Annotated in this window: 24 protein-coding genes; 14 read left to right on the plus strand and 10 right to left on the minus strand. The window is 68.9% G+C overall.

The genetic code is table 11. The annotated features are described in order from the left end of the window. Positions 1–19: 19 nt before the first annotated feature. The gene (locus FHT36_RS10770) at positions 20–1,648 is read right to left on the minus strand and encodes a glycosyltransferase family 39 protein (RefSeq protein ID WP_169122500.1); all 1,629 of its coding nucleotides are present in this window, start codon (positions 1,646–1,648) and stop codon (positions 20–22) included. 394 nt (positions 1,649–2,042) lie between these two features. Next, complete coding sequence (locus FHT36_RS10775) at positions 2,043–2,639, minus strand: superoxide dismutase (RefSeq protein WP_169122501.1); 597 nt, start codon at positions 2,637–2,639, stop codon at positions 2,043–2,045. 202 nt (positions 2,640–2,841) lie between these two features. Here FHT36_RS10775 and FHT36_RS10780 point away from each other — a divergent pair, with 202 nt between their 5' ends. Together FHT36_RS10780 and cobT are read left to right on the plus strand one after the other, a co-directional pair. Beyond that, positions 2,842–3,708 carry a hypothetical protein gene (locus tag FHT36_RS10780; RefSeq protein ID WP_169122502.1) on the plus strand — a complete coding sequence of 289 codons (867 nt, stop codon included), beginning with the start codon at positions 2,842–2,844 and terminating at the stop codon, positions 3,706–3,708. Between the two features lie 116 nt (positions 3,709–3,824). Next, entirely contained in the window at positions 3,825–4,847 is a 1,023-nt protein-coding gene (gene cobT / locus FHT36_RS10785) for a nicotinate-nucleotide--dimethylbenzimidazole phosphoribosyltransferase (RefSeq protein WP_169122503.1), read from the plus strand. 6 nt (positions 4,848–4,853) lie between these two features. Here the strand turns inward: cobT and FHT36_RS10790 are convergent, their stop codons facing one another. Next, positions 4,854–5,933, minus strand: a complete 1,080-nt coding sequence (locus FHT36_RS10790) for a HAMP domain-containing sensor histidine kinase (protein ID WP_169122504.1) — start codon at positions 5,931–5,933, stop codon at positions 4,854–4,856. 117 nt (positions 5,934–6,050) lie between these two features. On the opposite strand from FHT36_RS10790, the gene FHT36_RS10795 reads away from it, so the two are divergent. From FHT36_RS10795 to FHT36_RS10805, 4 genes are all read left to right on the plus strand, one after another. Then, complete coding sequence (locus FHT36_RS10795; protein WP_169122505.1) at positions 6,051–6,542, plus strand: thermonuclease family protein; 492 nt, start codon at positions 6,051–6,053, stop codon at positions 6,540–6,542. Positions 6,543–6,628: 86 nt separating this feature from the next. Beyond that, positions 6,629–7,240, plus strand: coding sequence for a glutathione S-transferase family protein (locus tag FHT36_RS10800; RefSeq protein ID WP_169122506.1), 612 nt, complete (start codon positions 6,629–6,631; stop codon positions 7,238–7,240). Between the two features lie 4 nt (positions 7,241–7,244). Next, positions 7,245–7,988: an MBL fold metallo-hydrolase gene (locus tag FHT36_RS24425; protein ID WP_246702156.1), complete on the plus strand. Its 744-nt coding sequence runs from the start codon at positions 7,245–7,247 to the stop codon at positions 7,986–7,988. Further along, entirely contained in the window at positions 7,972–8,634 is a 663-nt protein-coding gene (locus tag FHT36_RS10805) for a uracil-DNA glycosylase family protein (RefSeq protein ID WP_246702157.1), read from the plus strand. The genes FHT36_RS24425 and FHT36_RS10805 overlap by 17 nt, the downstream gene beginning before the upstream one ends. Before the next feature lie 340 nt (positions 8,635–8,974). Here FHT36_RS10805 and FHT36_RS10810 read toward each other — a convergent pair whose 3' ends face one another. Then, the gene (locus FHT36_RS10810) at positions 8,975–9,520 is read right to left on the minus strand and encodes a hypothetical protein (protein ID WP_169122508.1); all 546 of its coding nucleotides are present in this window, start codon (positions 9,518–9,520) and stop codon (positions 8,975–8,977) included. Positions 9,521–9,621: 101 nt separating this feature from the next. On the opposite strand from FHT36_RS10810, the gene FHT36_RS10815 reads away from it, so the two are divergent. Next, positions 9,622–10,014: a DUF4180 domain-containing protein gene (locus FHT36_RS10815; protein ID WP_169122509.1), complete on the plus strand. Its 393-nt coding sequence runs from the start codon at positions 9,622–9,624 to the stop codon at positions 10,012–10,014. 28 nt (positions 10,015–10,042) lie between these two features. Here the strand turns inward: FHT36_RS10815 and FHT36_RS10820 are convergent, their stop codons facing one another. Continuing rightward, complete coding sequence (locus tag FHT36_RS10820) at positions 10,043–10,501, minus strand: carboxymuconolactone decarboxylase family protein (RefSeq protein WP_169122510.1); 459 nt, start codon at positions 10,499–10,501, stop codon at positions 10,043–10,045. Between the two features lie 136 nt (positions 10,502–10,637). Between FHT36_RS10820 and FHT36_RS10825 the strand changes: the two genes are divergently transcribed. Next, positions 10,638–11,132: an Rrf2 family transcriptional regulator gene (locus tag FHT36_RS10825; RefSeq protein WP_169122511.1), complete on the plus strand. Its 495-nt coding sequence runs from the start codon at positions 10,638–10,640 to the stop codon at positions 11,130–11,132. Between the two features lie 218 nt (positions 11,133–11,350). Further along, positions 11,351–11,842, plus strand: a complete 492-nt coding sequence (locus FHT36_RS10830) for a ferritin-like domain-containing protein (RefSeq protein WP_169122512.1) — start codon at positions 11,351–11,353, stop codon at positions 11,840–11,842. Between the two features lie 53 nt (positions 11,843–11,895). Here FHT36_RS10830 and FHT36_RS10835 read toward each other — a convergent pair whose 3' ends face one another. From FHT36_RS10835 to FHT36_RS10855, 5 genes are all read right to left on the minus strand, one after another. Then, positions 11,896–13,257: an LLM class flavin-dependent oxidoreductase gene (locus tag FHT36_RS10835; protein WP_169122513.1), complete on the minus strand. Its 1,362-nt coding sequence runs from the start codon at positions 13,255–13,257 to the stop codon at positions 11,896–11,898. 300 nt (positions 13,258–13,557) lie between these two features. Further along, a complete protein-coding gene (locus tag FHT36_RS10840; protein WP_169122514.1) occupies positions 13,558–14,424 on the minus strand; it encodes an NADPH-dependent oxidoreductase in 867 nt (288 codons plus the stop codon). A gap of 61 nt (positions 14,425–14,485) precedes the next feature. After that, a complete protein-coding gene (locus tag FHT36_RS10845) occupies positions 14,486–15,901 on the minus strand; it encodes an LLM class flavin-dependent oxidoreductase (protein WP_169122515.1) in 1,416 nt (471 codons plus the stop codon). 14 nt (positions 15,902–15,915) lie between these two features. Continuing rightward, on the minus strand, positions 15,916–17,124 hold the full coding sequence (locus FHT36_RS10850) for an acyl-CoA dehydrogenase family protein (RefSeq protein ID WP_169122516.1): 1,209 nt from the start codon (positions 17,122–17,124) through the stop codon (positions 15,916–15,918). Positions 17,125–17,159: 35 nt separating this feature from the next. Continuing rightward, the gene (locus tag FHT36_RS10855) at positions 17,160–17,987 is read right to left on the minus strand and encodes a MetQ/NlpA family ABC transporter substrate-binding protein (RefSeq protein WP_169122517.1); all 828 of its coding nucleotides are present in this window, start codon (positions 17,985–17,987) and stop codon (positions 17,160–17,162) included. A 307-nt stretch (positions 17,988–18,294) separates the two neighbouring features. Here FHT36_RS10855 and FHT36_RS10860 point away from each other — a divergent pair, with 307 nt between their 5' ends. The 5 genes from FHT36_RS10860 to FHT36_RS10880 all read left to right on the plus strand — a co-directional run bounded on the left by FHT36_RS10860 (position 18,295) and on the right by FHT36_RS10880 (position 23,309). Beyond that, complete coding sequence (locus FHT36_RS10860; RefSeq protein ID WP_169122518.1) at positions 18,295–19,377, plus strand: LLM class flavin-dependent oxidoreductase; 1,083 nt, start codon at positions 18,295–18,297, stop codon at positions 19,375–19,377. Between the two features lie 34 nt (positions 19,378–19,411). Continuing rightward, on the plus strand, positions 19,412–20,287 hold the full coding sequence (locus FHT36_RS10865; protein ID WP_407077068.1) for an ABC transporter permease subunit: 876 nt from the start codon (positions 19,412–19,414) through the stop codon (positions 20,285–20,287). Then, positions 20,284–20,997: an ABC transporter ATP-binding protein gene (locus tag FHT36_RS10870; RefSeq protein WP_169122519.1), complete on the plus strand. Its 714-nt coding sequence runs from the start codon at positions 20,284–20,286 to the stop codon at positions 20,995–20,997. Before FHT36_RS10865 ends, FHT36_RS10870 begins: the two co-directional genes overlap by 4 nt. Positions 20,998–21,025: 28 nt before the next feature. After that, positions 21,026–22,018, plus strand: coding sequence for an NrtA/SsuA/CpmA family ABC transporter substrate-binding protein (locus FHT36_RS10875; RefSeq protein ID WP_169122520.1), 993 nt, complete (start codon positions 21,026–21,028; stop codon positions 22,016–22,018). A gap of 61 nt (positions 22,019–22,079) precedes the next feature. Then, positions 22,080–23,309 (plus strand): acyl-CoA dehydrogenase family protein, encoded by a 1,230-nt coding sequence (locus tag FHT36_RS10880; protein ID WP_169122521.1) that lies wholly within the window; start codon positions 22,080–22,082, stop codon positions 23,307–23,309. Positions 23,310–23,355 lie beyond the last annotated feature (46 nt).

Consider the following 23,355-nt stretch of genomic DNA (forward strand, 5'->3'; position numbering starts at 1 on the left):
TCGCTGGGAATGGCTAGCCTTACTGGCCGGCCGCGAAGACGCTGGGGAAGGGGCGGCCGCGCACGTCGTAGACCGTGGCGTAGGTGACGCCCTCGCGCTCGACCTTCACCAGCAGCGGCGCCTTCACGTCGGCGCAGTAGAACTCGCCGAGACGCATATAGAAGTCCGCATTGCTGCTGTCGTAGGTCGTCTCGTAGCGCGGTCCCAATTCGGCGGCGGCGGCGAAGTGGGGGCCGCAGACGGCCACGCGCAGCTTGCGGCCCTGCGGCAGGGTCCGCCGGTGCTGCTCCACATACTCGTCCAGTTCCTCCGTCGCCTGCTTGAAGGCGAGGCCCCAGTAATCGAGCATGAACAGGTCGTCGGCACCCTTGATGCCGCCGACGAAGTGGTTGTAGTAGGTATATTCGTAAGGGTGCAGGTTGTGGAAGTCCACCGCCGGCACGGCGAGCCCCAAGGCGAAGGTCGCAGCCACGGCCCCCTGGGCGAGGCGCGGCAGCGCCTGAGCCTTCTGCCACAGCCACGAAGCAGCATAGCCACCGAGAAGCGCCAGCGCCGGCGTCACGAACACGAAGTGTCGGATGCCGTTGTACATCACCGGGCGGGTGACGACGGTGAGCAGGATGGGGAAAGCCGCCGCGGTGACGATGAGCACCAGCCGCGCCCGCTTCGCCGGCGTGTCCTTGCCGACGAAGGCCGAAACGATCGCTCCCGCCGCGCCCGCCACCGCAAGGCCGAGGAACAGCTCGGGCATCTGCACGGAGAAGAGGGTGGGCACGTAGGTGCGGGGCATGTCCGGCACCAGGATGGGCCGCCCCTCGAACATTTCACGCCAGGGCACTTCCCAGAAGTGGGAGTAATATTTGAGCGCCATCAGCGGATTGAGCGGCTCCACCACGCCCCACGGCCAGACCATGCCGAGCACAAAGTAGGCGAGCGGCAGGCCCAGCATCAGCAGGCCGGTGAAGCGAAGCGTGCGCAGCAGCGCCGGCTTGATGCCAAGGCGCACGCATTCCACGGCCAGCACGAAGGCGATGGCCGCGGCCAGATACACGCCGCACAGCAGCCCGAGGACGCGCGTGCCGATGGCGAGGCCGAGAAACAGGCCGAAGAAGGTGACGGTGCGCGGCGACGGCTGGGGGAACTCGTCGAAGGCCCGCACGCAAGCATAGAGTACGCCGGCCACGGCCACGGCGAAGGGTGCATCCTTCGCGTTCATGAACATGTGGCCGTAATAGAGCGGGCAGATCATCAGCAGGGCGACAGCGGCAAGGCCGCCCCAGGGGCCGGCAAGACGCCGCCCGGTTCGCCATACGAGCACAAAGCCGACGATGCCCACGAACCCGCCCAGCAGGCGGCGGACGTCGAAGACCTCGACGAAAGGCAGCGCCTTGGCGATGGCCGCGGCGGCAAGGTCGAAGCCGCCGCCGTAATAATACAGGTTGACGAAGGAAAAGACCTTCCGCTGCGTCAGGCCCGAGGAGAAATAGGAATAGAGCAGGTCGCCATACTGGGAATGGGTGAAGTCATCCCAGCCGAGGCCGTAGTCGGAGAAGGTGAGCGCGGCGATGACCGCGACACCGGCGATCAGGACAAGGGCGCAGGCGTCCGCAATCGCGCCCGGCCGACGTTCGATTTCGAGGAACGACATTGATGGAGGATCCCGAACCCAACTCCTGTCGCGCCGTTTCCGGGATCGCTCCCAAGCCCCCAGCGCGATACGCCACCATAATACCGCAGATGGCTACGCGGATCACAGCTAAGATGGAGTAGAGGAGGATCGCAACAAAATTATGCTGTGCGTTGCGAAAAATTAAGGCAGCCTCAGGAGCAATTGTGGCAGCACAGCTGACCGATGGTAAGGTTAAACGGCAAAATGTTCTTGGCAGGCAGAGTCAATCACTGGCGGGAAAAGAAACACATAAAGGCCGCGTCTGAGTTGTGCACTTGATCGCCTGCTAGGCATTCTCGAGCTAAGCGGGCCTCGAAAAACGGAGCGGGCCCGCGCCCCGCAAAGGAAGGCGCAGGCCCGGGATGAGAAACCGTCAGACGGCCTTGCTGTACAGCTCGGCCACGTAGTCCCAGTTGATGAGGTGGTCGACGAACGCCTTCAGGTAGTCGGGGCGGCGATTGCGATAGTCGATGTAGTAGGAGTGCTCCCACACGTCGACGCCGAGAATCGGGGTCGCGCCCTGCACCAGCGGGTTCTCGCCATTGGCGCTCTTCAGCACGACGAGCTTGCCGTCCTTGAGCGCGAGCCAGGCCCAGCCCGAGCCGAACTGGCCGACACCGGCGGCGATGAAGTCCTCCTTGAACTTCTCGACCGAGCCGATGTCCTCGATGATCTTCTTCTCGAGCTCACCGGGGATGGGGCCGCCGCCGTTGGGCTTCATCCAATTCCAGAAGTGGAGATGGTTGTAGTGCTGGCCGGCATTGTTGAAGAGCGGGGCGTTCTTGCCGAACGAGCCCACGACGATCTCCTCAAGGGTTTTCCCTTCAAATTCAGTTCCCTTTAGGAGATTGTTGCCATTGTTGACATAAGCGAGATGATGCTTGTCGTGATGGTATTCCAGCGTTTCGCGCGACATGTACGGCGCAAGCGCGTCATAGGCATAGGGCAGGTCGGGCAGCGTGAAGGACATGAAACATCTCCGCAATCTATCCGGCGTCTCGCCCGGGGCGAAATCGCTGCCCCGGCGCCACACCGGGTATACGACATGTCCGAGCGTGGACCTAGATAGGGTCGCGCTCGCCATCAAACAACCTTGAAGCGGCCGATTTTCGCGCCGAGGTACCACCTTTGATTAGACCGGCCGAGGCCGGCATGCGGAAGCGGGGTGCGAGATGTGGTGGTTCCTGGTCCTTCTCGGCGTTCTCATCGCTCTGGCCGGGCTTGCGGTCATCGGCCTCGGGGTGACGATCTACGTCTCGGCCTTCGGCAATACCCTCATCACCACCGGTGCCGTCGCCGCCTCGGGCGGCTTCGTGATAACCGCCATGGGGCTGGTGCTGCGCCAGCTGGACCGGCTGACCCGGCAGATCGAGCGCTCCTACCCGGCCGGTGAGGCCGAGGCCGAGGAAGCCGCCGCCCAGCCGGCGGCCCGTTCCGCCCGCGCCGGCCGCGGCGCAGCGCCGCGCCTCTCCGTGGACGATCTGGTCGGCTCCGAGGAGACGGATGCCGAGGCCGCAGCGCCGCCGGCTCGCGAACGTGCGGCCGACCGGCCCCAGGAACGTCCGCAGGAACGCGCTCCGGAGCGCGCCCCCGAACGCCCGCAGGAGCGTCAGGCAGAGCGCACCCCGGCGCCCCGCCGACCCGCCGGCCCCTCCCCGCTGCTGCCTCCGCCCGAGGCCGGCCAGCCCGCTGACCCAATGGTCGAGGCTCGCCGCCAGCGGGTTCAGCGTGGTCCCGAGCCGGCTCCCGAGGCGCCGGCCGCCCCGCCGGCACCGCCCCGTCCGCGCACCGGCTATGAGCCGCCGCCCCGCCCGGCCCGCGCCGCCCCCACCGAGGCGCCTCCGCCGGTGCCCGCGCCGGCTCCCGCCCGCGAGCCGGACGAGCCGCGCATCCTCAAGTCCGGCATTGTCGGCGGCATGGCCTACACGCTCTATTCCGACGGTTCGATCCAGGCCGAGCTGCCCACCGGCGTGGTCCGCTTTGCCTCGCTTCAGGAACTGCGCGACCATGTGGCCCAGGCCCAGCAGGGAGAGCGCTGAGCCACGGTTTCTCTCCACCGGGCGGAGGGTCGGATTTGCCGGATCGGGACGCCCGCTCTATTGAGCGGCAGCGTTCCCCGCCCGGCGAAGCCGGCGCCCAGAGGTCATTCCGCCCGATGTTCCCGCAAGATCCCGGCTCGCCCTTCGACGACATCCGCCAGCTCGTCGCCACCCTGCCCGGCCCCAACGAAGGCGCGCGCGAGGCAGCGCTCGCACGGCAGGAACAGCTGGTGAAGCCCCCGGGCGCGCTGGGGCGGCTCGAAGCCATCGCCGCCCACCTTTCCGCCTGGCAGGGCAATTCCATGCCCACGGTCAACCGGCCGATGGTGGCGGTGTTTGCCGCGACCCACGGCGTGGCCGATCTCGGCGTCTCGCCCTATCCCGGTGAGGTGACGAAGCAGATGATGGCCACCTTCACCGCCGGCAAGGCCGCGGTGAACCAGATCTGCGCCACCTTCGACGCCGGGCTGCGGGTGTTCGACCTCGCGCTCGATTATCCGACCCCGGACATCACCACGAACGCCGCCCTCGATGAGAAGGCCTGCGCCGCCACCATGGCCTTCGGCATGGAGGCCATTGCCGGCGGCTCGGACCTGCTCTGCCTCGGCGAAATGGGCATCGGCAACACCACGGTCGCCGCCGCCATCTGCCACGGCCTCTATGGCGGCACGGCGGAGGAATGGGTGGGCGCCGGCACCGGCGCCGCCGGCGAGGTGCTGGAGCGCAAGATCGCCGCCGTGCGCGCCGCGGTCGCCTTCCACAAGGAGCATCTCTCCGATCCGCTGGAAGTGCTGCGCCGCCTCGGTGGGCGGGAAATCGCGGCCATCGCCGGCGCCATCATCGCCGCGCGGCACGAGAAGGTGCCGGTGGTGCTGGACGGCTTTGTGGTGACGGCCGCCGCCGCCGTGCTCCACGCCATGAACCCGAGCGCTCTCGACCATTGCCTCGCCGGCCATGTCTCGGCGGAGAAGGCCCATCGCCAGTTGCTGGACCGTCTCGGCCTCGTGCCGCTGCTCGATCTCGGCATGCGGCTCGGCGAAGGCTCGGGAGCCGCGCTCTCCATCGGCGTGGTGAAGGCGGCTGTGGCCTGCCATCGTGGCATGGCGACCTTCGCCGAGGCCGGCGTCTCCGAGGGCTGAGGCCGATCAGGCTCCGGGCAGGGTCCGGGCGGACGGGAAGGTCACGCGCGCCCGCGTTCCACCTCCCGCGCGGCGGGCCAGCTCCAGCTCCCCGCCGTGCAGTGTCGCGAGCCCTCGGGCGATGGCGAGGCCGAGCCCGGCGCCCCGACCGGTCGCAAGGTCCAGCCGGCTCTCGCGCGCATGGGCGCCGCCCAGCGGCAGCTCGCTGTCGGCGATTCCCGGCCCGCTGTCCTCGACGATGAGGACGGCATTACCCCTCGCGTCGACGGCCGCGACGAGCCGCACCTGGCCTTCGACAGGCGTGAACTTCACGGCGTTCGCCAGCAGATTGAGGGCGATCTGCCGGATGGCCCGCTCGTCGCCCCACAGCCGGGGCGTGCCAAGCCGTTCCAGGGAAAGGCTGAGGCGCCGCTCCGCCGCGAGGGGGCGCATCATGGCGAGGCAGTCTTCCGCCAGCGCATCGAGCCGCACCGGGGTCTCCACCAGCGTGCGGTGCCCGCTCTCGATGCGGGCAAGGTCGAGCAGGTCGTCGGCGAGCGCCAGCAGGTGCCGGCCGGCGCCGTGGATGTCGCGGGCATAGCCGGCATAGGCGGGCACCCGGTGCGGACCGAGCACCTCCTCGGCCATCATCTCGGAAAAACCCATCACCGTGTTGAGCGGGGTGCGCAGCTCGTGGCTCATCTCGGCGAGAAAGCGAGATTTCGCAAGGCTTTCGGCCGCGGCCCGCTGGCTCTCCGCCTCGGCGGCCAGAGCCCGCGCCTCGGCCGCCTCACGCGCCGCATGGAGCCGCCGGACGTGACGGGCCACACCCACGAAGGCAACGACCGCGACTGCAACCCCGAGGATCGCGCCGGCAAGGCCGGCCGCGAGACCGCCCGCCAGCCCAAGACCTCCGGAGGCGAGTATGGCGAGCAGGATCAAGGCCTTGGAAGACAGGAGAGCCGGCCCCGCGAATCCCTCCCCCGCTTCCGCCGGCTCCGGTTTGGAGGCCGCGGCGTTGCCGAGCGGGAGGCAGAGGGGGCCGGACATGCGGCGGTAGCCCTTCGCGAACGGAGTGCCGGTGGAATCGACCACCCTGCGTGACATCACCTAGGCACCGACTCCTGCGGCAGGTGGGTTAACGATTGGTTAACGCCCTCGCCCCATCCTCCCGGCGAGCCGTGCCAAGCCCATCGCGCGGCCGAGGCGGGATCGTCCAACGCCATGCGTTTGTTTGATATTCTGCGCGCCGCAATCATCCTCGCCGTGCTGGCCGCCGCCCTGGAAATGCTTTCGCGCGCCGAACATCTGGAGGGGCGTGCCGAGGCGGTGGATGGCGACACGCTGGACATTGCGGGCACGCACGTCCGCCTTGCCGGCATCGACGCGCCGGAGCTGCGCCAGACGTGTGAGAGGGATGGCCGCACTTGGCGCTGCGGCGAGGCCGCGCGGGAGGCGCTGGACGAGGCGCTGGCTGCAGGCCCGGTGTCATGCCGGGCCGAGAAGCGCGACAAATACAGGCGGCCATTGGGTTTCTGCACCGTCGGCGGCACCGACCTTTCCGCGCTGATGGTCCAGAAGGGACTGGCCGTCGCCTATCTGGGCAAGGCGTATCGCAGGGATGAGGACGACGCGCGGGCGGCGCGGCGGGGGCTGTGGGCGGGCACCTTCCAACCTCCCGCCGACTATCGGGCCGAGCATCCGCGCGCGCCCTGATCGCGGAACGGGCGGACCCTTGCGCGGTCGCCGCAGGCATGGTCTTTCGCTGGCCTCAACAATCACCGCACGGGAGGCGCGCCACCATGAAGCTCTATGACACCAACCGGGCGCCGAACCCGCGCCGGGTTCGCATCTTCCTGGCGGAAAAGGGAATTTCGGTTCCGCTCGAGCCCGTCGACCTGGGCAAGGGCGAGCACAAGAGCGCCGAATTCACCGGCCTCAATCCCCGCCAGCGCGTGCCCCTTCTGGTGCTGGACAATGGCACGGCCATCGCCGAAACCATGGCGATCTGCCGTTATTTCGAGGCCTTGCAGCCCGAGCCCAACCTGTTCGGCCATACGCCGGAGGAACAGGGGCTGGTGGAAATGTGGCAGCGGCAGGTGGAGCTGGATCTGTTCTACCCCATCATGATGGTGCTCAGGCATCTCAACCCGGCCATGGCCCAGATGGAGGTGCCGCAGGTGCCGGAATGGGGCGAAGCGAACAAGCCCAAGGTCTTGGCAGCGCTCGGCTTTTTCAACGATCAGCTGGCCGACCGGGCGTTCGTGGCGGGGTCCCGCTTCTCGGTGGCGGACATCACCATGCTGGTGGCGGTGGATTTCCTGCGGGTGATCCGCACCGAGGTGCCGGAGCACCACACCCACCTCAAGCGCTGGTACGATGTGGTCTCTCAGCGGCCGAGCGCAAAGGCTTGAAATCATGAAGCTAAAGGTGGTGGGTTGCGGCGATGCGTTCGGCTCCGGCGGGCGGGGAAATTCCTGCTACCACGTGGAGACCGACGGACACGTCGCAACCCTCGACTTCGGTGCGAGTTCACTCGTTCAAATGCACCGGTTCGGCATCGATTCGAGTGGGTTTCACCAGGTATTCATCAGCCATCTGCACGGCGACCATTTCGGCGGCCTGCCCTTCCTCCTGCTTGACGGCCAGTTCGTCCATCGCCGGACGACGCCCCTGACCATCATCGGCCCTCCCGGTACCAGGGTACGTCTGGACGCGGCCATGGAGGTGCTCTTCCCGAAGATGGCCACCAATGACTGGCGGTTCGACTTCGAGGTGAAGGAGGTGGAGCCCGGTTCGACCTCCCGACACGGCCCCCTCACCCTCACCACGGCGCAGGTGATCCACGCCTCCGGGGCGCCCTCCACCGCGCTGCGGATCACGGACGGCAAGCGCACCCTCGCCTTCTCCGGCGATACGGAATGGACCGACGCGCTCCTGCCCATCGCCGATGGCGCCGACCTCTTCATCTGCGAGTGCTTCGCCTTCGCCGGTAGTCCCCATGGCCACATGGCCTATGAGACCATCGCGGCCAAGCGCGCGGTGCTGGGCGCCAAGCACATCCTCCTCACCCATATGGGCGACGAGATGTGGGCGCGGCGGGGCGAGGTGGACAAGACCCATTTCACCGTGGCCGAGGACGGGCTTGAGCTCAGCATCTGAGGACGGCCTCAACGCGCTCGTCGCGCGCATCCGCGCCTGCCGGGTGTGCCGGGAGGCGCCGCGCGGACCGGCCCTGCCGCACGAGCCGCGGCCGGTGCTGCGGGTGTCCGCCACCGCCTCCATCCTGGTGGCGAGCCAGGCGCCGGGGACCAAGGTGCACCTTTCGGGCCTGCCCTTCACCGATGCCTCGGGCGACCGGCTGCGGGCCTGGATGGGGGTGGACAAGGACACCTTCTACGATGCCGCCCACATCGCCATCGCCCCCATGGGCTTCTGCTTTCCGGGGCAGGATGCGGCGGGGGGCGACCTGCCGCCGCGCCGGGAATGCGTCGCGACCTGGCACGACACGCTGTTCGCCACCCTCCCCCCGTTCCGGCTGATCCTCGCGGTGGGACGGCCTGCGCAGGCCTATCACCTCGCCCGCCTCGGCCTCGCGGCGCACCTGAAGCCGAGCCTCACCGAGACGGTGGCCAACTGGCGGGCGGTGCGCGCGGCGGGGGAAAAGCTCGCCCATCCGGTGGCGGTCTATACCCTGCCCCATCCCTCGTGGCGCAACACCGGCTGGCTGAAGAAGAACTCCTATTTCGAGGCCGAACTGCTGCCGCAGCTTCAGGCGGATATCGCGAGGGCGCTCGGGCGGAGCTGACCGGGCGGGGCGCTCGCATCGGAACCGGCCGGCCCCCTCTCCCCTTGCGGGAGAGGGCTGGGGTGAGGGGTATCGCGCCATTTGCCCCAACGCTGGGATTGCGCAACCAGCCACGCCCGTCCGGTGAACCGCCCTCGCGGCCCGGACGCACGCATCGATAGCGGAATGCGAGCCGGGTCCCGGCGCAAGGGGCCGCCGAAGGCGCTTCCTGATCCCACCGTTCCCCAGCTTTGCCCCGCCGCGCGGGCACCCTTGCGCTGGCCCCCGGATCCGCGCTCCGGCTTTGCCGTCGCTTGTCCGGGGAACAGCAATTGTCTCAGCGGTGCGGCCGGGAAACACCTCAGATCCGCAGGCGCGCCCACAGGATGAAGCCGGCGCCGACCACCGCGGCGGCGCCCATCAGCGCCACGAAGAGGGCGGACTGGTCGAGCCACGCCACGGCGGGCACGCACAAGGCCATGAACACGCCGTTCAGCCCCATGCGCCACGACTGGGTGTGCACGCCCGCCACGAAGCTGCCCAGCGCCAGCAGCAGCAGCACGATGAGGCTGGTGGAATCCGCATCCGCCACCGCCTGCACGCTCGGCAGGAACACGAGATTCATGGCGGCGAGGAAGGCGCCCCAGTGGAGGAGCTGTGTCACCACCAGCCGCACGCGCTGTTCCTTCAGCGTGGCGCGCCCCCAGCCGGCGAAGATGCCCACGGCGCAGCTCGCCAGCGCCACGAATTCCCAGAACGTGACCAGCGGCCGGCGCGTCATCGCCACATAGGCGACGCCGCCCACGGTGAGGGCGAGGATGGCCAGATAGGGCCCTTCGCGCAGCCAGAAGTCGCGGCCTGCGCTCGCATCCATGGGTGAGCCACCCGGCGTGCGATTGTCCACCATTCCGATCTCTCCCGCCTCGCGCCGCGCGCACCCTCTGGACGTGCACCCGCTGGATCGATTCAATCTGCTCGGATCATCCTCCCGAACGCAACGGAAGTCCCATGGGTATCCCCAGCACCGATGTCGTGATCGAAATCAGCGGGCTGCGGGTGCTCCTGTGCGCGGCCGACGCGGCGCCCATTGCCAGCGAGGGCGACACGGACGATCTGCTCGGCACGGCCTTCGGCGAGGGCGCGGAGCTCATTGCCATTCCGGCGGCGCGCCTCAGCCCGGACTTCTTCCGTCTGGCGAGCGGGCTTGCCGGGCGTATCACCCAGCGTTTCGTGAACTATCGGCTGCACCTCGCGGTGATCGGCGACATCTCGGCCCATCTGGCTTTGAGCGGGCCGCTGCGCGACTTCGTGCGCGAGGCCAATGGCGGCGAAAGCCTGTGGTTCGTCGGGACAATCGAGGAGCTGACCGAACGCCTCCGGGGCGCGGCCGCGCGGGGATAGTGCCTCCCCGCGCGCCGGTGGTCTCGCCTCAGGCGGCGACGGCGCGATCCACCGGATGCAGCATGCGCGAGGAGACCGCGATGCGGTTCCACACATTGATGGTGCCGATGGCGATGGTGAGCTTGGCGATCTCCTCGGGCGAGAAGGCGGCCGTAACGGCCGCATAGGCGCTGTCGGGAATGCCGGTCTGCGACACCAACGTCACGCTCTCGATCCACTCCAGCGCCGCCCGGTCGCGGGCGCTGTAGAGGGGCGATTCGCGCCACGCCGTGAGCATGTGGAGATGCTGGGCGGGAATGCCGTCGGCGAGCGACTCCTTCACATGCATGTCGATGCAGTAGGCGCAGCCATTGATCTGCGACGCCCTGAGCTTGACGAGATGCAGGAGGCGCTTCTCCAGCCCCGACTTCATCACCGCCCCGTCCAGCGCCCGCACGGCGGCATAAAGGGCGGGGGCGGCCTCGGCCACGTTCATCCTGGGTTCCATGCGGCTCTCCTGCCTGCTCTCGGATTTGCGATCCCGCCAGCCTCTGGCGGAGAATCATGGACATATTATATCGATGATTATCGGAGTAGGAAAGAGGCGAGCCGGTAGTGGACCCGAGGCAGTATCCGGAGCAGGCATGAGGCGGTTGGGAGACGGGGTGGAGGCGGCGCTGCACTGCGCGCTGGTGCTTTGCTGGCTGGAGCCGGGCAAGGTGCTGCCGGGCAAGAGCCTGGCCGAGATGCACGGCCTCTCCGAGAGCTACCTGCTCAAGCACATGCGTGCCCTCACCGAGGCCGGCCTGGTGGAAGCCCTGCCCGGCCCCCGCGGCGGCTACCGGCTGGCGCGGCGCCCCGGCGAGATCACCCTGCTCGACATCGTGGAGGCCATCGACGGCAAGGAGCCCGCCTTCACCTGCAAGGAGATCCGCCGGCGCGGACCGGGCAAGTCCAAGGACCCCTGCGCCTACAAGACGGACTGCTTCATCAAGCGCCGGATGCTGGCGGCGGAAGAGCTGTGGCGTCAGTCGCTCCGGGCGCAGACGCTTTCTGATCTCGCCCAGGATGGCGAAGAGCTGATCGACGCCGAGAGCAAGAAGACCGTCGCCGCCTTCGTGCGCGAGGCGCAGCGCTAGGCGCTCCCGACGCGACGCTGCGGAACTCCGCCGCCCCCTGCCCGTTGTGCTCGCAGCCCGACGAGCACGCAGCTCCCGGGACATCGCCTGAGACCACTCCCCGCTCCGCCCGTGCCTCACGAGGACGGACAGGCGCCGTCTTGCCGGACGGTGCTTCCGCTCGGGCCTGGAGCAACGCGAAAAAACCGGCGGAAACGCGAACCGAAAGGACCCCTCACATGGCACAGGCCAAGTCTTTGCAGGATCTTTTCTCCGAGACGCTGAAAGACATCTACTACGCCGAGAAGCAGATCCTTCGGGCGCTGCCGAAGATGGCGAAATCGGCCCAGTCGGAAGAGCTGAAGGCCGCCTTCCTCACCCATCAGGAGCAGACGGAAGGCCAGATCGAGCGCCTGGAGCAGGTGTTCGACATGCTCGGCAAGGCGGCGCGCGGCAAGCATTGCCCGGCCATCGTCGGCATCGTGGACGAGGGCAAGGAGATCATGGAGGACTTCGCCGGCACCGATGCGCTGGATGCCGGCCTCCTCTCCGCCGCGCAGGCGGTGGAGCATTACGAGATCGCCCGCTACGGCACGCTGAAGACCTGGGCCGCCCAGCTCGGCCTCGCCGATGCGGTGCCCCTGCTGGAGGCGACCCTGAAGGAGGAGAAGGAGACCGACCAGCTCCTCTCCCGCCTCGCCTCCTCCGGCGTGAACAAGAAGGCCGCCTGAGGCGGCTCTCCGGCGCCCGCTCGGCGGGCGCCGATACTACCAGAGGCGGCGGCCTATTCGGCCGCTTCCGCGATCAGGCGCTCGTCCCGCGCGGCGGGATGGGTGGGGAATGGCAGGCCGAGATTCTCGCGCAGGGTCGTGCCTTCATATTCGGTGCGGAACAGGCCGCGCTCCTGCAGGATCGGCACCACCTGCTCGATGAAGTCCTCCAGCCCGCCCGGCAGGTGCGGCGCCATGATGTTGAAGCCGTCCGCGCCCTCCTTGCGGAAGCGCTCCTCCAGCTGGTCGGCGATCTGCTCGGCCGTGCCCACCACCTGCCAGTGGCCGCGCGCCCCGGCGATGGAGAGATAGAGCTGGCGGATGGTGAGGTTGTCGCGCCGGGCGGCGTCGATCACCAATTGCTGGCGGCTCTTGGGGCCGTTGGTCTCGGGCAGGTCCGGCAGCGGCCCGTCGAGATCGTAGCCAGAGAGGTCGCCGACCCCGGCCACCACCGAGAGCAGCTGAAGTCCCACCGCCGGATGGATGAGGGATTGCAGCTCCTCGAACTTCTCCCGCGCTTCCGCTTCCGTGCGGCCGATGACGGGGAACACGCCGGGCATGATCTTCACATGGTCCGGATCGCGGCCGGCATTGGCGGCGCGGGTCTTGATGTCGGCATAGAAGGCGCGCGCCTCGGCAAGCGTCCGGTGGGCGCAGAAGATGGCTTCCGCGCTCTCCCCCGCCAGCGACCGGCCATCCTCGGAGGCGCCGGCCTGCACCACCACCGGATGGCCCTGCGGCGAGCGGGCGACGTTGAGCGGTCCCGCGACCTTGAAGTGCTTGCCGCGATGGTTGAGCACGTGGAGCTTGTCGGGATCGAAATAGGTGCCGGAGACCTTGTCGCGCTGGAAGGCGTCATCCTCCCAGCTGTTCCACAGCCCCTTCACCACCTCGATGAATTCGCGCGCCCGGTCGTAGCGGTCCGCGTGGGGGATGTGCTCATCGAGGTTGAAGTTGCGCGCCTCTTCCTCGCCGGAGGAGGTGACAAGGTTCCACCCTGCCCGCCCGCCGCTGAGCTGGTCGAGGGAGGCGAACTTGCGGGCGATGTGGAAGGGCTCGTTGAAGGAGGTGGAGGCGGTGCCGATGAGGCCGATATGGTGCGTCACCACCGAGAGGGCGGAGAGCAGGGTCAGCGGTTCGAAGCCCACATTGCGCGAGGTGCGGTGCACCGAATCAAGGTTCGTGTCGCGCACGCCGAGGGAGTCAGAGAGGAAGATGGCGTCGAGCTTCGCCGCCTCGGCGAGGCGCGCGAGGCGCAGGTAGTGATCGACGCGGACGTTGGCGTTCGCGGTGGCGCGGGGGTGCCGCCAGCCGGCGATGTGGTGGCCGTCCGTCATCAGGAAGGCACCGAGCTTGATCTGTCGCGCTTTGGTCATCTGTCGCCTCCAGGGGGCGAAATCTCAGGCGGGTCGCGCGCCGCGAGGTGCAGGATCGGCGGGCGGAACGGTGGGATGGCTTCGGCCGGAAGAGCCGGTCGGAGGAAGCATCCGACATCAATTTGATAATTTCAATCTATTTTATATGAATTGAACAAAGCGCGCCGGATCCCGGGCGTGCAACCCCGGCGAACCGCCTGAAAAATCGCAGGAAATCGCCCTCCCCGGCCCATCCGTGGATAGCCGGGGACTGGCATGTTTTCGAGCCGCACGCCGAGGCGGCGCCCCGCCGCACGGCCCTCAGCGCAGGCCGAAGCCCAGCGCCGTCAGCGCATCGCGGATGCGGTCGCGGCCGGCGAGGGATTCCGCGCCGCGCACGCGCGGCAGGGCGGCGGCGATCCAGCCGATCTCGGGGATGTTCTGGCCCTTCTGGAACGCCTTCAGCGCCGCCTCGTAATGGTCGAGCGCATCCTGCGGCAGGCTCGCATCATAGCGCTCGCGGTGAAGCACGAGGCGCTGGGAGATGCGCGGCTTCACATCCGCCGGGCGGGCGGGGTCGGGATGGGCGATGGCGAGGCCGAACACGCCGATCACATTGGGCGGCAGGCCGAGCAGCTCGGCGAGTTCCACCGGCCGGTTGCGCAGCGCGCCGAGATAGACGCCGCCGAGGCCGAGGGATTCCAGCGCCACCAGCGCATTCTGCGCCGCCAGCGCAGCGTCGATGAAGCCGACGAACAGGGTCTCCAGGAAGCCCAGCGCATCGGTGGGGTGGGCGTTGCGGCGGCCGATCTCCTCGAGGCGCGCGAGGTCGGCGAGCCACACCAGCACCAGCGGCGCCTCGATGACATGCTTCTGCCCGCCGGCGATCTCGGCGAGGCGGGCCTTGGTGGCCGGGTTCTCCACCGCCACCACGCTGAAGGTCTGGAGGTTGGAGGAAGACGGGGCGGATTGCGCCGCCGCCACCAGCGTTTCCAGCAGCCCCTCCGGCAAGGGCTCCTGCGTGAAGGCTCGCACGCTGCGATGGCTCAGCAGGCCGGCAATGGTGTCGTTGAGGAGGATGCCGGCCGGCGCCTCGGCCGCGCCGTAGCGGGTCTCCAGCAAGGCGCGGGCGGCGGCGGCTTCATCGGGCGCGAGGGTGGCGCCGGAGGTGTCGGCAGTGTCGGACATCGGGGCAAGCTCCGTGGGACGGCGCCGCGAACGGCGCTCATATGCGATCAGGCGGTCTCGATCAGGCTGTGGCGCGCGGCTTCTCGACGGCGACGGCCCCCGCATTCCGGCGGAAGCCGGCGGCGGGGTGGGTGTCGGGCAGGAGGGGACCGCGGCGGAACAGCTTCTCGCGCAGCGTACCCTCATCGTAGGACGTCTTGTAGACGCCGCGATCCTGCAGCTCCGGCACCACGAGATCGACGAACGAGGCCAGCGTCTCGTGGGAGACGAGGCGGTTGAGGTTGAAGCCGTCCACGTCCGTGTCGCGCACCCAGGAGATGATCTCGTCCGCCACCTCGCCGGGCGCGCCGACGATGAAGGGTGCGCGGGCGCCAGTGGCGGAGAGGGTGGCGAGGTCCTTCACCTTCAGCGGCTCGGCGCTGCGCAAGGTGAGGTTTTCCAGCGTGGACTGGATGGCATTGCTCTTCACGTAGGAGATGGCCTCCTCCGGATCGAGGGTGGAGAGGTCCACGCCCGTCCAGCCGGAAAGCAGCGCCAGTTGCCCGGCCGTGTGGACATATTGGGCATATTCGGCGAGCCGGTCGAAGGCCTCGGCCCGGGTGGGGGCGACGATCACCGTCGCGCCGGGGAACATGCGGATGTCGTAGGGGTCGCGCCCGAAGCTCGCCGCCGCCGTGCGCACCGCGCGCACCGCCTCGGCGAGGATGGGGCGGGTCTGGCCATTGAGGAAGATGGCCTCGGAATGCTTCGCCGCGAACAGCCGCCCCCGGCCCGAAGTGCCGGCCTGGTAGAGCACCGGCGTGCGCTGGGGCGAAGGCTCGGCGAGCTGGATGCCGTCCACCTGGTAATAGGGACCGTTGTGGCGGATGCGGTGGACCTTGGCGGGATCGGTGAAGACGCGGGCGGCGCGATCGCGGCGCACGGCGCCCTCCTCCCAGCTGCCCTCCCACAATTTGTAGACGGCGGCGAGGAAATCCTCCGCCGCCTCGTAGCGCGCATCATGGTCGCGGTTGGCCTTGTCGCCCATGCCGCGCGCGCCGCTGTCCAGATAGCCGGTGACGATGTTCCAGCCCACGCGGCCCTTGGTGAGATGGTCCAGCGTCGCGAAGCGGCGGGCGAACTGGTAGGGGTGCTCGTAGGTGAGATTGGCGGTGACGCCGAAGCCGATGTGCTTCGTCGCGTGCGCCATGCTCGGCACCACCAGAGCGGGATCGATGTCCGGCGTCTGCGCGGCCGAGATCAGCGCCGCGTCCGGGCTGTTGCCATAGACGTCGTAGACCCCGAACACGTCGGCGATGAACACGCCATCGAACAGGCCGCGCTCGGCGGTCACCGCGAGGTCGATCCAGTAATCGAGGCTGTTATAGTCGATGGCGCGGTCGCGCGGATGCGCCCACAGGCCCGCCCAGGTGTGGCCGGGCGAGGCCATGTTGAAGGCGTTGAAGCGGATGTCGCGGTTGAGCGGTTTGGAGGTCATGGCGGCGTCCGCCCTCAGCTGTAGAGCGGGGTCGGCGTGATGACGCCGTTGAGGGCGTAATTGCCCACCTCGCGGGATTTGTAGACCACCGGATCGTGCAAGGTGTGGGTGCGGATGTTGCGCCAGAAGCGGTCGTAGCCGTAATGGCCGGCGGTGGCGCGGGCGCCCATCAGCTCGAAGATGCGGGAGGTCACCTCCAGCGCCGTGCGGCTGGAATGCACCTTGGCCGCATAGATGGCCGCGGCGGCCACATTGCGCTCTTCGGGAGTGATGGCATTGCCCAGCGCGGTCGCGGCCTCGAAGCGCAGGCCGGCCACATCCGCCAGCGCGGTGGAGGCGCGCAGCTCCACATCGAGATTGCCGTAGTGCTCGAGGATGTAGGGGTCGAGGCTCGCTTTCTCCACGCCGGAGGCCTGCCACGGGCGGGAGACCTCGCGGATGTAGCGGTTGGCCTCGGCCAGCGCGCCCTCGGCGATGCCGATGTAGAAATTGACGATGAGCAGCTGGTGGAACGGCACCACGAGGCTGGTGCGCGGCGGCGGGGCGGCGGGATCGCCGAGGATCTCGTCGCGGCCGATCTTCACGTCGGCGAAGGTGATGGTGCCGCTCTCCGACAGGCGCTGGCCGAAGGCGTCCCAGTCATTGCCGTGGGTCACGCCCTCCCGATCGCCGGGCACGACGAGCACGGCGAAGCCGTCGCCGAGCTGCGCGCGCAGCGTGATGCGATCAGCTAGCGCGGCATTGGAGGCGAAGGTCTTGCGGCCGGTGAGGCGATAGAAATCCGCCACCGGCGCGAGGCGCGATTCCGGATCGCGCGGGTTGGAGGCGCCGCCCCAGAACCAGCGTCCGGCCACCGAGGCCCGCGCCAGCGCCGCCGCCTGCTCCGGGCTCGCCCGCCACAGCGCATTGGTGAGGTGGAGATAGTGATAGGCGAGCAACTGGGCGATGGAGGCATCCGCCCGGCCGATCACCCGCACGGCGAGGAGCGCGTCGGTGAACGATCCGCCGCCCCCGCCATGCTCGGGGGAAAAGAGCAGTTCGAGCAGTCCCGCCTCGCGCAGTAGTGCGAGCTCGCGCTTGGGCGAGGCGCCGAGGCGGTCGCGCTCGGCGGCATCCGGCGCCAAAGCGTCGGCGACACCCTGCGCGAGGGCGATCCAGTCGGGCCGCACGGGCGCGGCCGGGGCGAGGGACAAATGGGACGGACGGGCGGCAGGCGGGTTCATGGTCGACGCTCCTCGATGGGGTCCGGCAGGCGCGCTCACCAGGTGGGGATGAGGCTGCCGTTGAACTTGGCGAGGGTGAAGTCCTTCACCGGCTGGGAGCGGTAGACCGCGATGAACTTGGCGATGCGCGGATCGTCCTTGCGATCCTCGCGGGCGGCGAAGACCAGGGTGAAATAGGGCTTGGCCTCCTCCAGCGTCGTCTCGGCCAGAAGCGCGCTCTTCAGCTGGAGCCCGGCGAGATAGGCATAGTTGGAGGAGACGAAGGCGGCGGCCACGTCGTCCAGCGAGCGCGGCAGCTGGGCGGCGTCGATCTCGACGATCTTGAGGTTCTTCGGGTTGTCGACCACGTCGAGCACGCTGGCATAAAGGCCCGAGCCCGGCTTCAGCTTGAGGAGCCCGGCCTTCTGGAACAGCAGGAGCGCCCGCCCGCCATTGGTGGGATCGTTGGGAATGGCGATCTTGGAGCCGGCCGGGATGTCGGCGAAGCTCGTATACTTCTTGGAATAGAGGCCGGCCGGCACGAGGATGGATTCATCCAGCGCGACGATGGTGTAGCCGCGCGTCTTCACCTGATTGGCGAGATACGGCCGGTTCTGGAAATTGTTGAGGTCGATGTCGCCGGCCTGCAGCGCCGCATTGGGCTGGTTCCAGTCGGTGAACTCGATGATCTCCGCCTTCACCCCCTGCTCGGCCGAGAGCTTCGCCGCCTCGCGCAGGATGTCGCCGTAAGGACCTGCCGAAACGCCGATCTTCAGCGGCTTGTCGGCGGCCGGGGCCTGCGCGTTCGCGCCGGTGCCGGCCGCGAACAGCGCGATGCCGGAGAAGACGAGGGCCGCGAGGGGGGAGCGGAAGCGGGAGGTCATGGATCAATCCTGGTTCAGGGTCGGGCGGCAGGACGCACGGCCTCAGCCGCACCGGCGGGGCCGGTGAGGGAGGGGGCTTCGGAGCCGGCGGTGGTGAGGGCGGCACCCGCTGGATCCGGACGCCAACCATTAATCGATAAGTTTGATGGAATTAATTTACATAGCTGAAAGGCTGTGTCTACGCTTTTTCTCGCCTGCGATCTGATGGGTCGCACCGCGCACAAGGGAGGCGGACAGACGGGCATCCGGAGGGGTTGACAATTGAGCTTATTAGTTTGTCTATAAATTTAATAGAAATAGGTGACTCATGACATCTCCCCTCCGCATCGGCGTCTGGGCGCCGGTTCACGGCCCACGGGCCGCCTGGCAGGATCCGGCCGAGCCGTTCGACGCCTCCTGGCCGCACAACCGCGACACGGTGCTGGAGGCGGAGGCGCTCGGCTACGACGCGACGCTGGTGGCGCAGCACACGGTCAATCCGCACCTCGCGGACAAGGACCAGATCGAGGCCTGGACCGCCTCGGCGGCGCTGGCCGCGCTCACCAGCCGCATCGAGATCCTCGCCGCCATCAAGCCCTATCTCTACCACCCCGTGGTGCTGGCGAAGATGGCGCTGCAGATCGAGAACATCTCGGGCGGCCGCTTCGGCTTCAACCTCGTCAATGCCTGGAACCGCGCCGAGTTCGAGAAGGCCGGCATCCCCTTCGGCGAGCATGACGCGCGCTATGCCTATGGCCGGGAATGGATCAGCCTCGTCGAACCGCTGCTGCGCGGCGAGAGCGTCACCCACAAGGGCGCGCATTTCGACGTCACCGACTATCGCCTCACGCCGAAGAGCCCGGTGCGCGCCCGCCCGCGCATCTATCTCGGCGGCGAATCCGAGCCCGCGCGGGCGCTGGCGGCCGACCATGCCGACGTCTATTTCATCAACGGCCAGCCCCTCGCGGACGTGAAGGCGATCATCGCCGACCTTGCCCGCCGTCCCCGCGCCGGCGCGCCGCTCGCTTTTGGTCTTGCCGCCTTCGTCATCGCCCGCGAGACCGAGCGCGAGGCGGAAGAGGAATATCGCCGCCTCCTCGCCCTCGCCGCCAAGGATGCGCCCGCCAAGCAGGAGCAGGCCGCGCGCACCGATCCCAACGTGGTGATGATCCGCTCCTTCGCGAAATCGCCGCGCGTCGGCACCAATGGCGGCACCGCCGCCGGGCTGGTGGGCAGCTACGATCAGGTGGCCGAGCGCATCCACGCCTTCCATGCCGCGGGCATCGAGCTGTTCATGCTCCAGTTCCAGCCGCTCCGAGCCGAGCTTCGGCGCTTCGCCGCGGAGGTCTTCCCCCGCCTCGGCCGCCCCGCTTCGGCCGCCACCGGCCGGACCATCGCCGCGGCGAGCTGAGCCCAATCCTCAAGACGAGCCCGCGGAGCCCCACGTGAGCAACGCCGACCACACAGCAACCTTCCCCCTGCCCGCCGTCGCCCGGCCGGTCGCCAAAACCGCTGCCGCTCCGGCCGCAGCGCCCCGGCGGGCCGGCCTCGGCCCGCGCCAGCTTCTTCTCCTCTCCTGGGCCGCGCCGGTGCTGCTGGTCGTGGTGTGGGAGGTGCTGGCGCAGGTGGGCTATGTGGCGCCCCATGTGCTGCCGGCGCCGAGCAAGGTGGTGCGCACCGCCTACAAGCTCGCGACCTCCGGCACTCTTCTCGCCGATCTCGGCACCAGCCTCGTGCGGGCGGCGGTGGGGTTCCTGGTGGGGGGCAGCATCGCCTTTGCGCTCGGCATCCTCGTCGGCTTCTCGCGCCTCGCCGAGGCGCTGGTGGACCGCAGCGTGCAGATGGTGCGCGCCATCCCCTTCCTCGCTCTGCTGCCTTTGGTGATCGTGTGGTTCGGCGTGGGCGAGGGGCAGAAGATCTTCCTCGTGGCGCTGGGCGTCGCCTTCCCCATCTACATCAACACCACCCTCGGCATCCGGCAGGTGGACCCCAAGCTCATCGAGCTGGGCCGGGTGCAGGGCCTCTCCACCCGGCAGATGATCTCGCGCATCATCCTGCCGGGCGCCCTGCCCTCCATCCTCACCGGCGTGCGCTATTCGCTGGCCACCGCGTGGCTGGCGCTGGTGGTGGCGGAGACCATCGGCGCGCAGGCGGGCATCGGCTTCCTCGCCATGGATGCGCGCGAGTTCCTGCGCACGGACGTGGTGGTGCTCACCATCGTCATCTACGCGCTCATCGGCGTCGTGGCGGATTCGCTGGCGCGGCTGCTGGAACGGCGCCTGCTGGCCTGGCACCCGAATTTCGGCGGAACGGCCCGATGACCGCCCCCGTCCTCGCCGAGGCAAAGCCCGCCGCCCGCGTCACCGGCCTCACCCGCGCGTACGGGGACCGGGTGGTCATCGACCGGCTCGACCTCACCATCCAGCGCGGCGAGTTCGTCGCCCTTCTGGGGGAGAGCGGCTGCGGCAAGACCACCCTGCTGCGCGCGCTGGCGGGCCTCGATCCCATCGACGGCGGCCGCATCGAGGCGCCCGGGCGGCCGGCCGTGGTGTTCCAGGAGCACCGCCTGCTGCCGTGGGACAGCCTGTGGCGCAATGTCAGCCTCGGCCTGCCCGAGCGCGGCGCGCGCGAGCGTGCGGCGGCGGCGCTGGAGGAAGTGGGCCTCGGCGGCCGACTGGACGACTGGCCGCGCAACCTCTCCGGCGGGCAGGCGCAGCGCGTGGCGCTGGCCCGCGCGCTGGTGCAGGAGCCGGAACTCCTGCTCCTCGACGAGCCCTTTGCCGCCCTCGACGCCCTCACCCGCATCCGCATGCATGTCCTGGTGAAGGCGCTCGTGACCCGCCACCGGCCCGGCGTGCTCCTCGTCACCCACGACGTGGAGGAGGCCATCGCGCTGGCCGACCGCATCCTCGTCATGCGCGCCGGTGTCATCGCCGCCGAGCATCGCCCGCCGGCGCCCGGACACCCCGCCGCCGACCGCGCCACCCTCCTCGCCGAGCTTGGGGTCGAGAACGACCTTTCGGCCGCCTGAACCAACCGAGAGCCCCATCGAGAGCCCCATGTCCCGCGATTTCACGCCCTCCCGCCGCCAGATCCTCGCCGCCGGCCTCGGCGCCGCCGCAGCCGGCCTCACCCCCTTCGCCGCCCAGGCGCAGAAGGACACCCGCAACACCGACACGGTGCGCCTGACCTGGGGCTATAGCGGGCTCACGCTCATCGCCAAGGAGCGCGGCGTGTTCGAGAAGACCTTGGGCGAGAAGGGCATCAAAGTGGAATGGCTCGGCCCCTTCCCCAACCACGCCCCGACCCTGCAGGCGGTGACCGGCGGCAGCGCCGATTACGGCTTCGGCGGCTCCACCACCCCCGCTTTCGCCGCCATCCTTGCCGGCTCGCCGCTCGTCTTCTCCCAGTTCATTCTCTACGAGCCGCGCACCACCGCCATCATCGCGCGGGAAGGGTCCGGCATCGAGAAGGTGGAGGACCTCGTCGGCAAGTCCGTCGCGGTGAACCGCTCCGGCCTCGGCGAATTCCTCGCCGTCGCCGCGCTGGAGAAGCACGGCATCGACCGCTCCAAGGTGAAGTTCGTCTATCTCAACCCGCCCGACGCCGCCCCGGCGCTCGCCTCCGGCAAGGTGGACGCCTGGAGCATGTGGAGCCCAGGCGTGGACATCGCGCGGCTCGAATACAAGGCGCATGACGTCTTCATCGAGGGCCGCGACCTCGATTTCTTCATTGACTACAATTCCTACGTGACCAGCCGGAAGTTCGCTCAGGAAAATTCGCAGATCGTGAAGGCGGTGGCCGAGGCCTACGAGGCCGAGACGAAGTGGAACAACGCCAACATCGTGGAAGCCGAGACCATCGTGCAGACCCGCGCCGGCTACAGCCCGGTGATCCGCGACCAGTTCATCGCGCGCAACCGCACCTATACGGCGATCCCGGTCTCCGACCAGAAATTCATCGCCAATCTCCAGAAGGCCGCGGACTGGCTCTCGGCGCGCAAGATCCTGCCCGAGCCCATCACCGTCTCGGACCACCTCGCCAAAATCTGACCCCCCTGCCCCGCCCGCGCCGCCCCGCGCGCCCCGCATGCGTCACGCACCAGGATATGCCATGAACAAGCCCGTCATCCCCCTCCCCCCTGTCGCACCCTCCAAGCGCCGCTCGGCCGATCCTGCCGACTGGCGCGACCTGTTCGCGGAGATCGGCGCCGGGTCCAGCGTGCGCGAGCGCGACCGGGTGCTGCCGTTCGAGGCGGTGGGGCTCCTGAAGCAGGCCGGCTTCGGCGCGCTGCGGCTCGCCGAGGCCGATGGCGGGGCGGGCGCGACCTTCCGCCAGACCTACAAGCTGGCGCTGGACCTCGCCGCCGCCGACGCCAATGTGGCGCACATCTTCCGCAACCACTTCACCGTGGCCGAGCAGTACGCCCGCCTGCCCTATGATGCGAAGAGCAAGGGCTGGCAGGCGGAGGTGGCGGCGGGCGCCATCTTCGGCCTCGCCTCCACCGAATCCGGCGACAAGCCCGCGGGCGGTTTCGCACCCGACACGCGGCTCGATCCCGATGGCGACGGCTTCCGCCTCAACGGCGTCAAATATTACAGCACGGGCACGCTGTTCGCCGAAACCATGCTGATCCGCGCGGCGACGGCGGACGGGCGGGTGGCGGCGGTCATCATCCCCACGCGGCGCGAGGGCATCGAGATCCTGGACGACTGGGACGGCGCCGGTCAGCGTCTCACCGCCTCGGGCACCACGCGCTACCACAATGTGCGGGTGGAGGCGGACGAGGCGGTGTTCGACAGCCCCGGCCGTGGCTACGGCCTCGCTTATTCCAACACGCAGGCGCAGCTCTTCCTCACCACCGTGGTGGCCGGCATCACGCGCGGCGCGCTGGAGGATGCCATCGCGCTGGTGAAGCGCCGCAAGCGCAGCTTCTATTATGCGCCGGTGCCCACCCCCGCCGACGACCCCTTCCTGCAGCAGGCCGTGGGCCAGCTCGCGGCCAACGCCTTTGCCGCCGAGGCGGTGATCCTCGCCGCGGCGGAGACCCTCGACCGCGCCAGCGACGCCCGCGATCGCGGCGAGGACGCTGAGGCGCTCGCCGCCGAGGCGGCGAAGGCGGCGGCGCAGGCCAAGCTGGTGGTGGATGATCTCGCGCTCAAGTCCGGCTCGCTGCTGTTCGAGACCGGCGGCGCCTCGGCCACCGAGCGGGCCGTCAACCTCGACCGCCACTGGCGGAACGCCCGCACCATCGCCTCGCACAATCCGTCGAGCTACAAGGCGAAGGCCATCGGCGAACTGCTGGTGAAGGGCACGCCGCTTCCGGCCAAAGGTTTCTTCTGAACCGGCGTTTTCCGCCGCACGCTGATGGCCCCGCCGCACCGGCGGG

The organism is Xanthobacter sp. SG618, from assembly GCF_012932745.1.
GTDB classification, from domain to species: Bacteria; Pseudomonadota; Alphaproteobacteria; order Rhizobiales; family Xanthobacteraceae; genus Xanthobacter; species Xanthobacter flavus.

Bases quoted from the DNA above. Each gene is read 5' to 3' on its own strand.
- FHT36_RS10790 (WP_169122504.1), bottom strand. From the start codon at position 5,933: ATGTCACGCAGGGTGGTCGATTCCACCGGCACTCCGTTCGCGAAGGGC.
- cobT (WP_169122503.1), top strand. From the start codon at position 3,825: ATGTTCCCGCAAGATCCCGGCTCGCCCTTCGACGACATCCGCCAGCTC.
- FHT36_RS24425 (WP_246702156.1), top strand. From the start codon at position 7,245: ATGAAGCTAAAGGTGGTGGGTTGCGGCGATGCGTTCGGCTCCGGCGGG.
- FHT36_RS10820 (WP_169122510.1), bottom strand. From the start codon at position 10,501: ATGGAACCCAGGATGAACGTGGCCGAGGCCGCCCCCGCCCTTTATGCC.
- FHT36_RS10840 (WP_169122514.1), bottom strand. From the start codon at position 14,424: ATGTCCGACACTGCCGACACCTCCGGCGCCACCCTCGCGCCCGATGAA.
- FHT36_RS10875 (WP_169122520.1), top strand. From the start codon at position 21,026: ATGTCCCGCGATTTCACGCCCTCCCGCCGCCAGATCCTCGCCGCCGGC.
- FHT36_RS10835 (WP_169122513.1), bottom strand. From the start codon at position 13,257: ATGACCAAAGCGCGACAGATCAAGCTCGGTGCCTTCCTGATGACGGAC.
- FHT36_RS10815 (WP_169122509.1), top strand. From the start codon at position 9,622: ATGGGTATCCCCAGCACCGATGTCGTGATCGAAATCAGCGGGCTGCGG.
- FHT36_RS10775 (WP_169122501.1), bottom strand. From the start codon at position 2,639: ATGTCCTTCACGCTGCCCGACCTGCCCTATGCCTATGACGCGCTTGCG.
- FHT36_RS10880 (WP_169122521.1), top strand. From the start codon at position 22,080: ATGAACAAGCCCGTCATCCCCCTCCCCCCTGTCGCACCCTCCAAGCGC.
- FHT36_RS10800 (WP_169122506.1), top strand. From the start codon at position 6,629: ATGAAGCTCTATGACACCAACCGGGCGCCGAACCCGCGCCGGGTTCGC.
- FHT36_RS10845 (WP_169122515.1), bottom strand. From the start codon at position 15,901: ATGACCTCCAAACCGCTCAACCGCGACATCCGCTTCAACGCCTTCAAC.
- FHT36_RS10795 (WP_169122505.1), top strand. From the start codon at position 6,051: ATGCGTTTGTTTGATATTCTGCGCGCCGCAATCATCCTCGCCGTGCTG.
- FHT36_RS10860 (WP_169122518.1), top strand. From the start codon at position 18,295: ATGACATCTCCCCTCCGCATCGGCGTCTGGGCGCCGGTTCACGGCCCA.
- FHT36_RS10810 (WP_169122508.1), bottom strand. From the start codon at position 9,520: ATGGTGGACAATCGCACGCCGGGTGGCTCACCCATGGATGCGAGCGCA.
- FHT36_RS10770 (WP_169122500.1), bottom strand. From the start codon at position 1,648: ATGTCGTTCCTCGAAATCGAACGTCGGCCGGGCGCGATTGCGGACGCC.
- FHT36_RS10830 (WP_169122512.1), top strand. From the start codon at position 11,351: ATGGCACAGGCCAAGTCTTTGCAGGATCTTTTCTCCGAGACGCTGAAA.
- FHT36_RS10825 (WP_169122511.1), top strand. From the start codon at position 10,638: ATGAGGCGGTTGGGAGACGGGGTGGAGGCGGCGCTGCACTGCGCGCTG.
- FHT36_RS10870 (WP_169122519.1), top strand. From the start codon at position 20,284: ATGACCGCCCCCGTCCTCGCCGAGGCAAAGCCCGCCGCCCGCGTCACC.
- FHT36_RS10855 (WP_169122517.1), bottom strand. From the start codon at position 17,987: ATGACCTCCCGCTTCCGCTCCCCCCTCGCGGCCCTCGTCTTCTCCGGC.
- FHT36_RS10850 (WP_169122516.1), bottom strand. From the start codon at position 17,124: ATGAACCCGCCTGCCGCCCGTCCGTCCCATTTGTCCCTCGCCCCGGCC.
- FHT36_RS10780 (WP_169122502.1), top strand. From the start codon at position 2,842: ATGTGGTGGTTCCTGGTCCTTCTCGGCGTTCTCATCGCTCTGGCCGGG.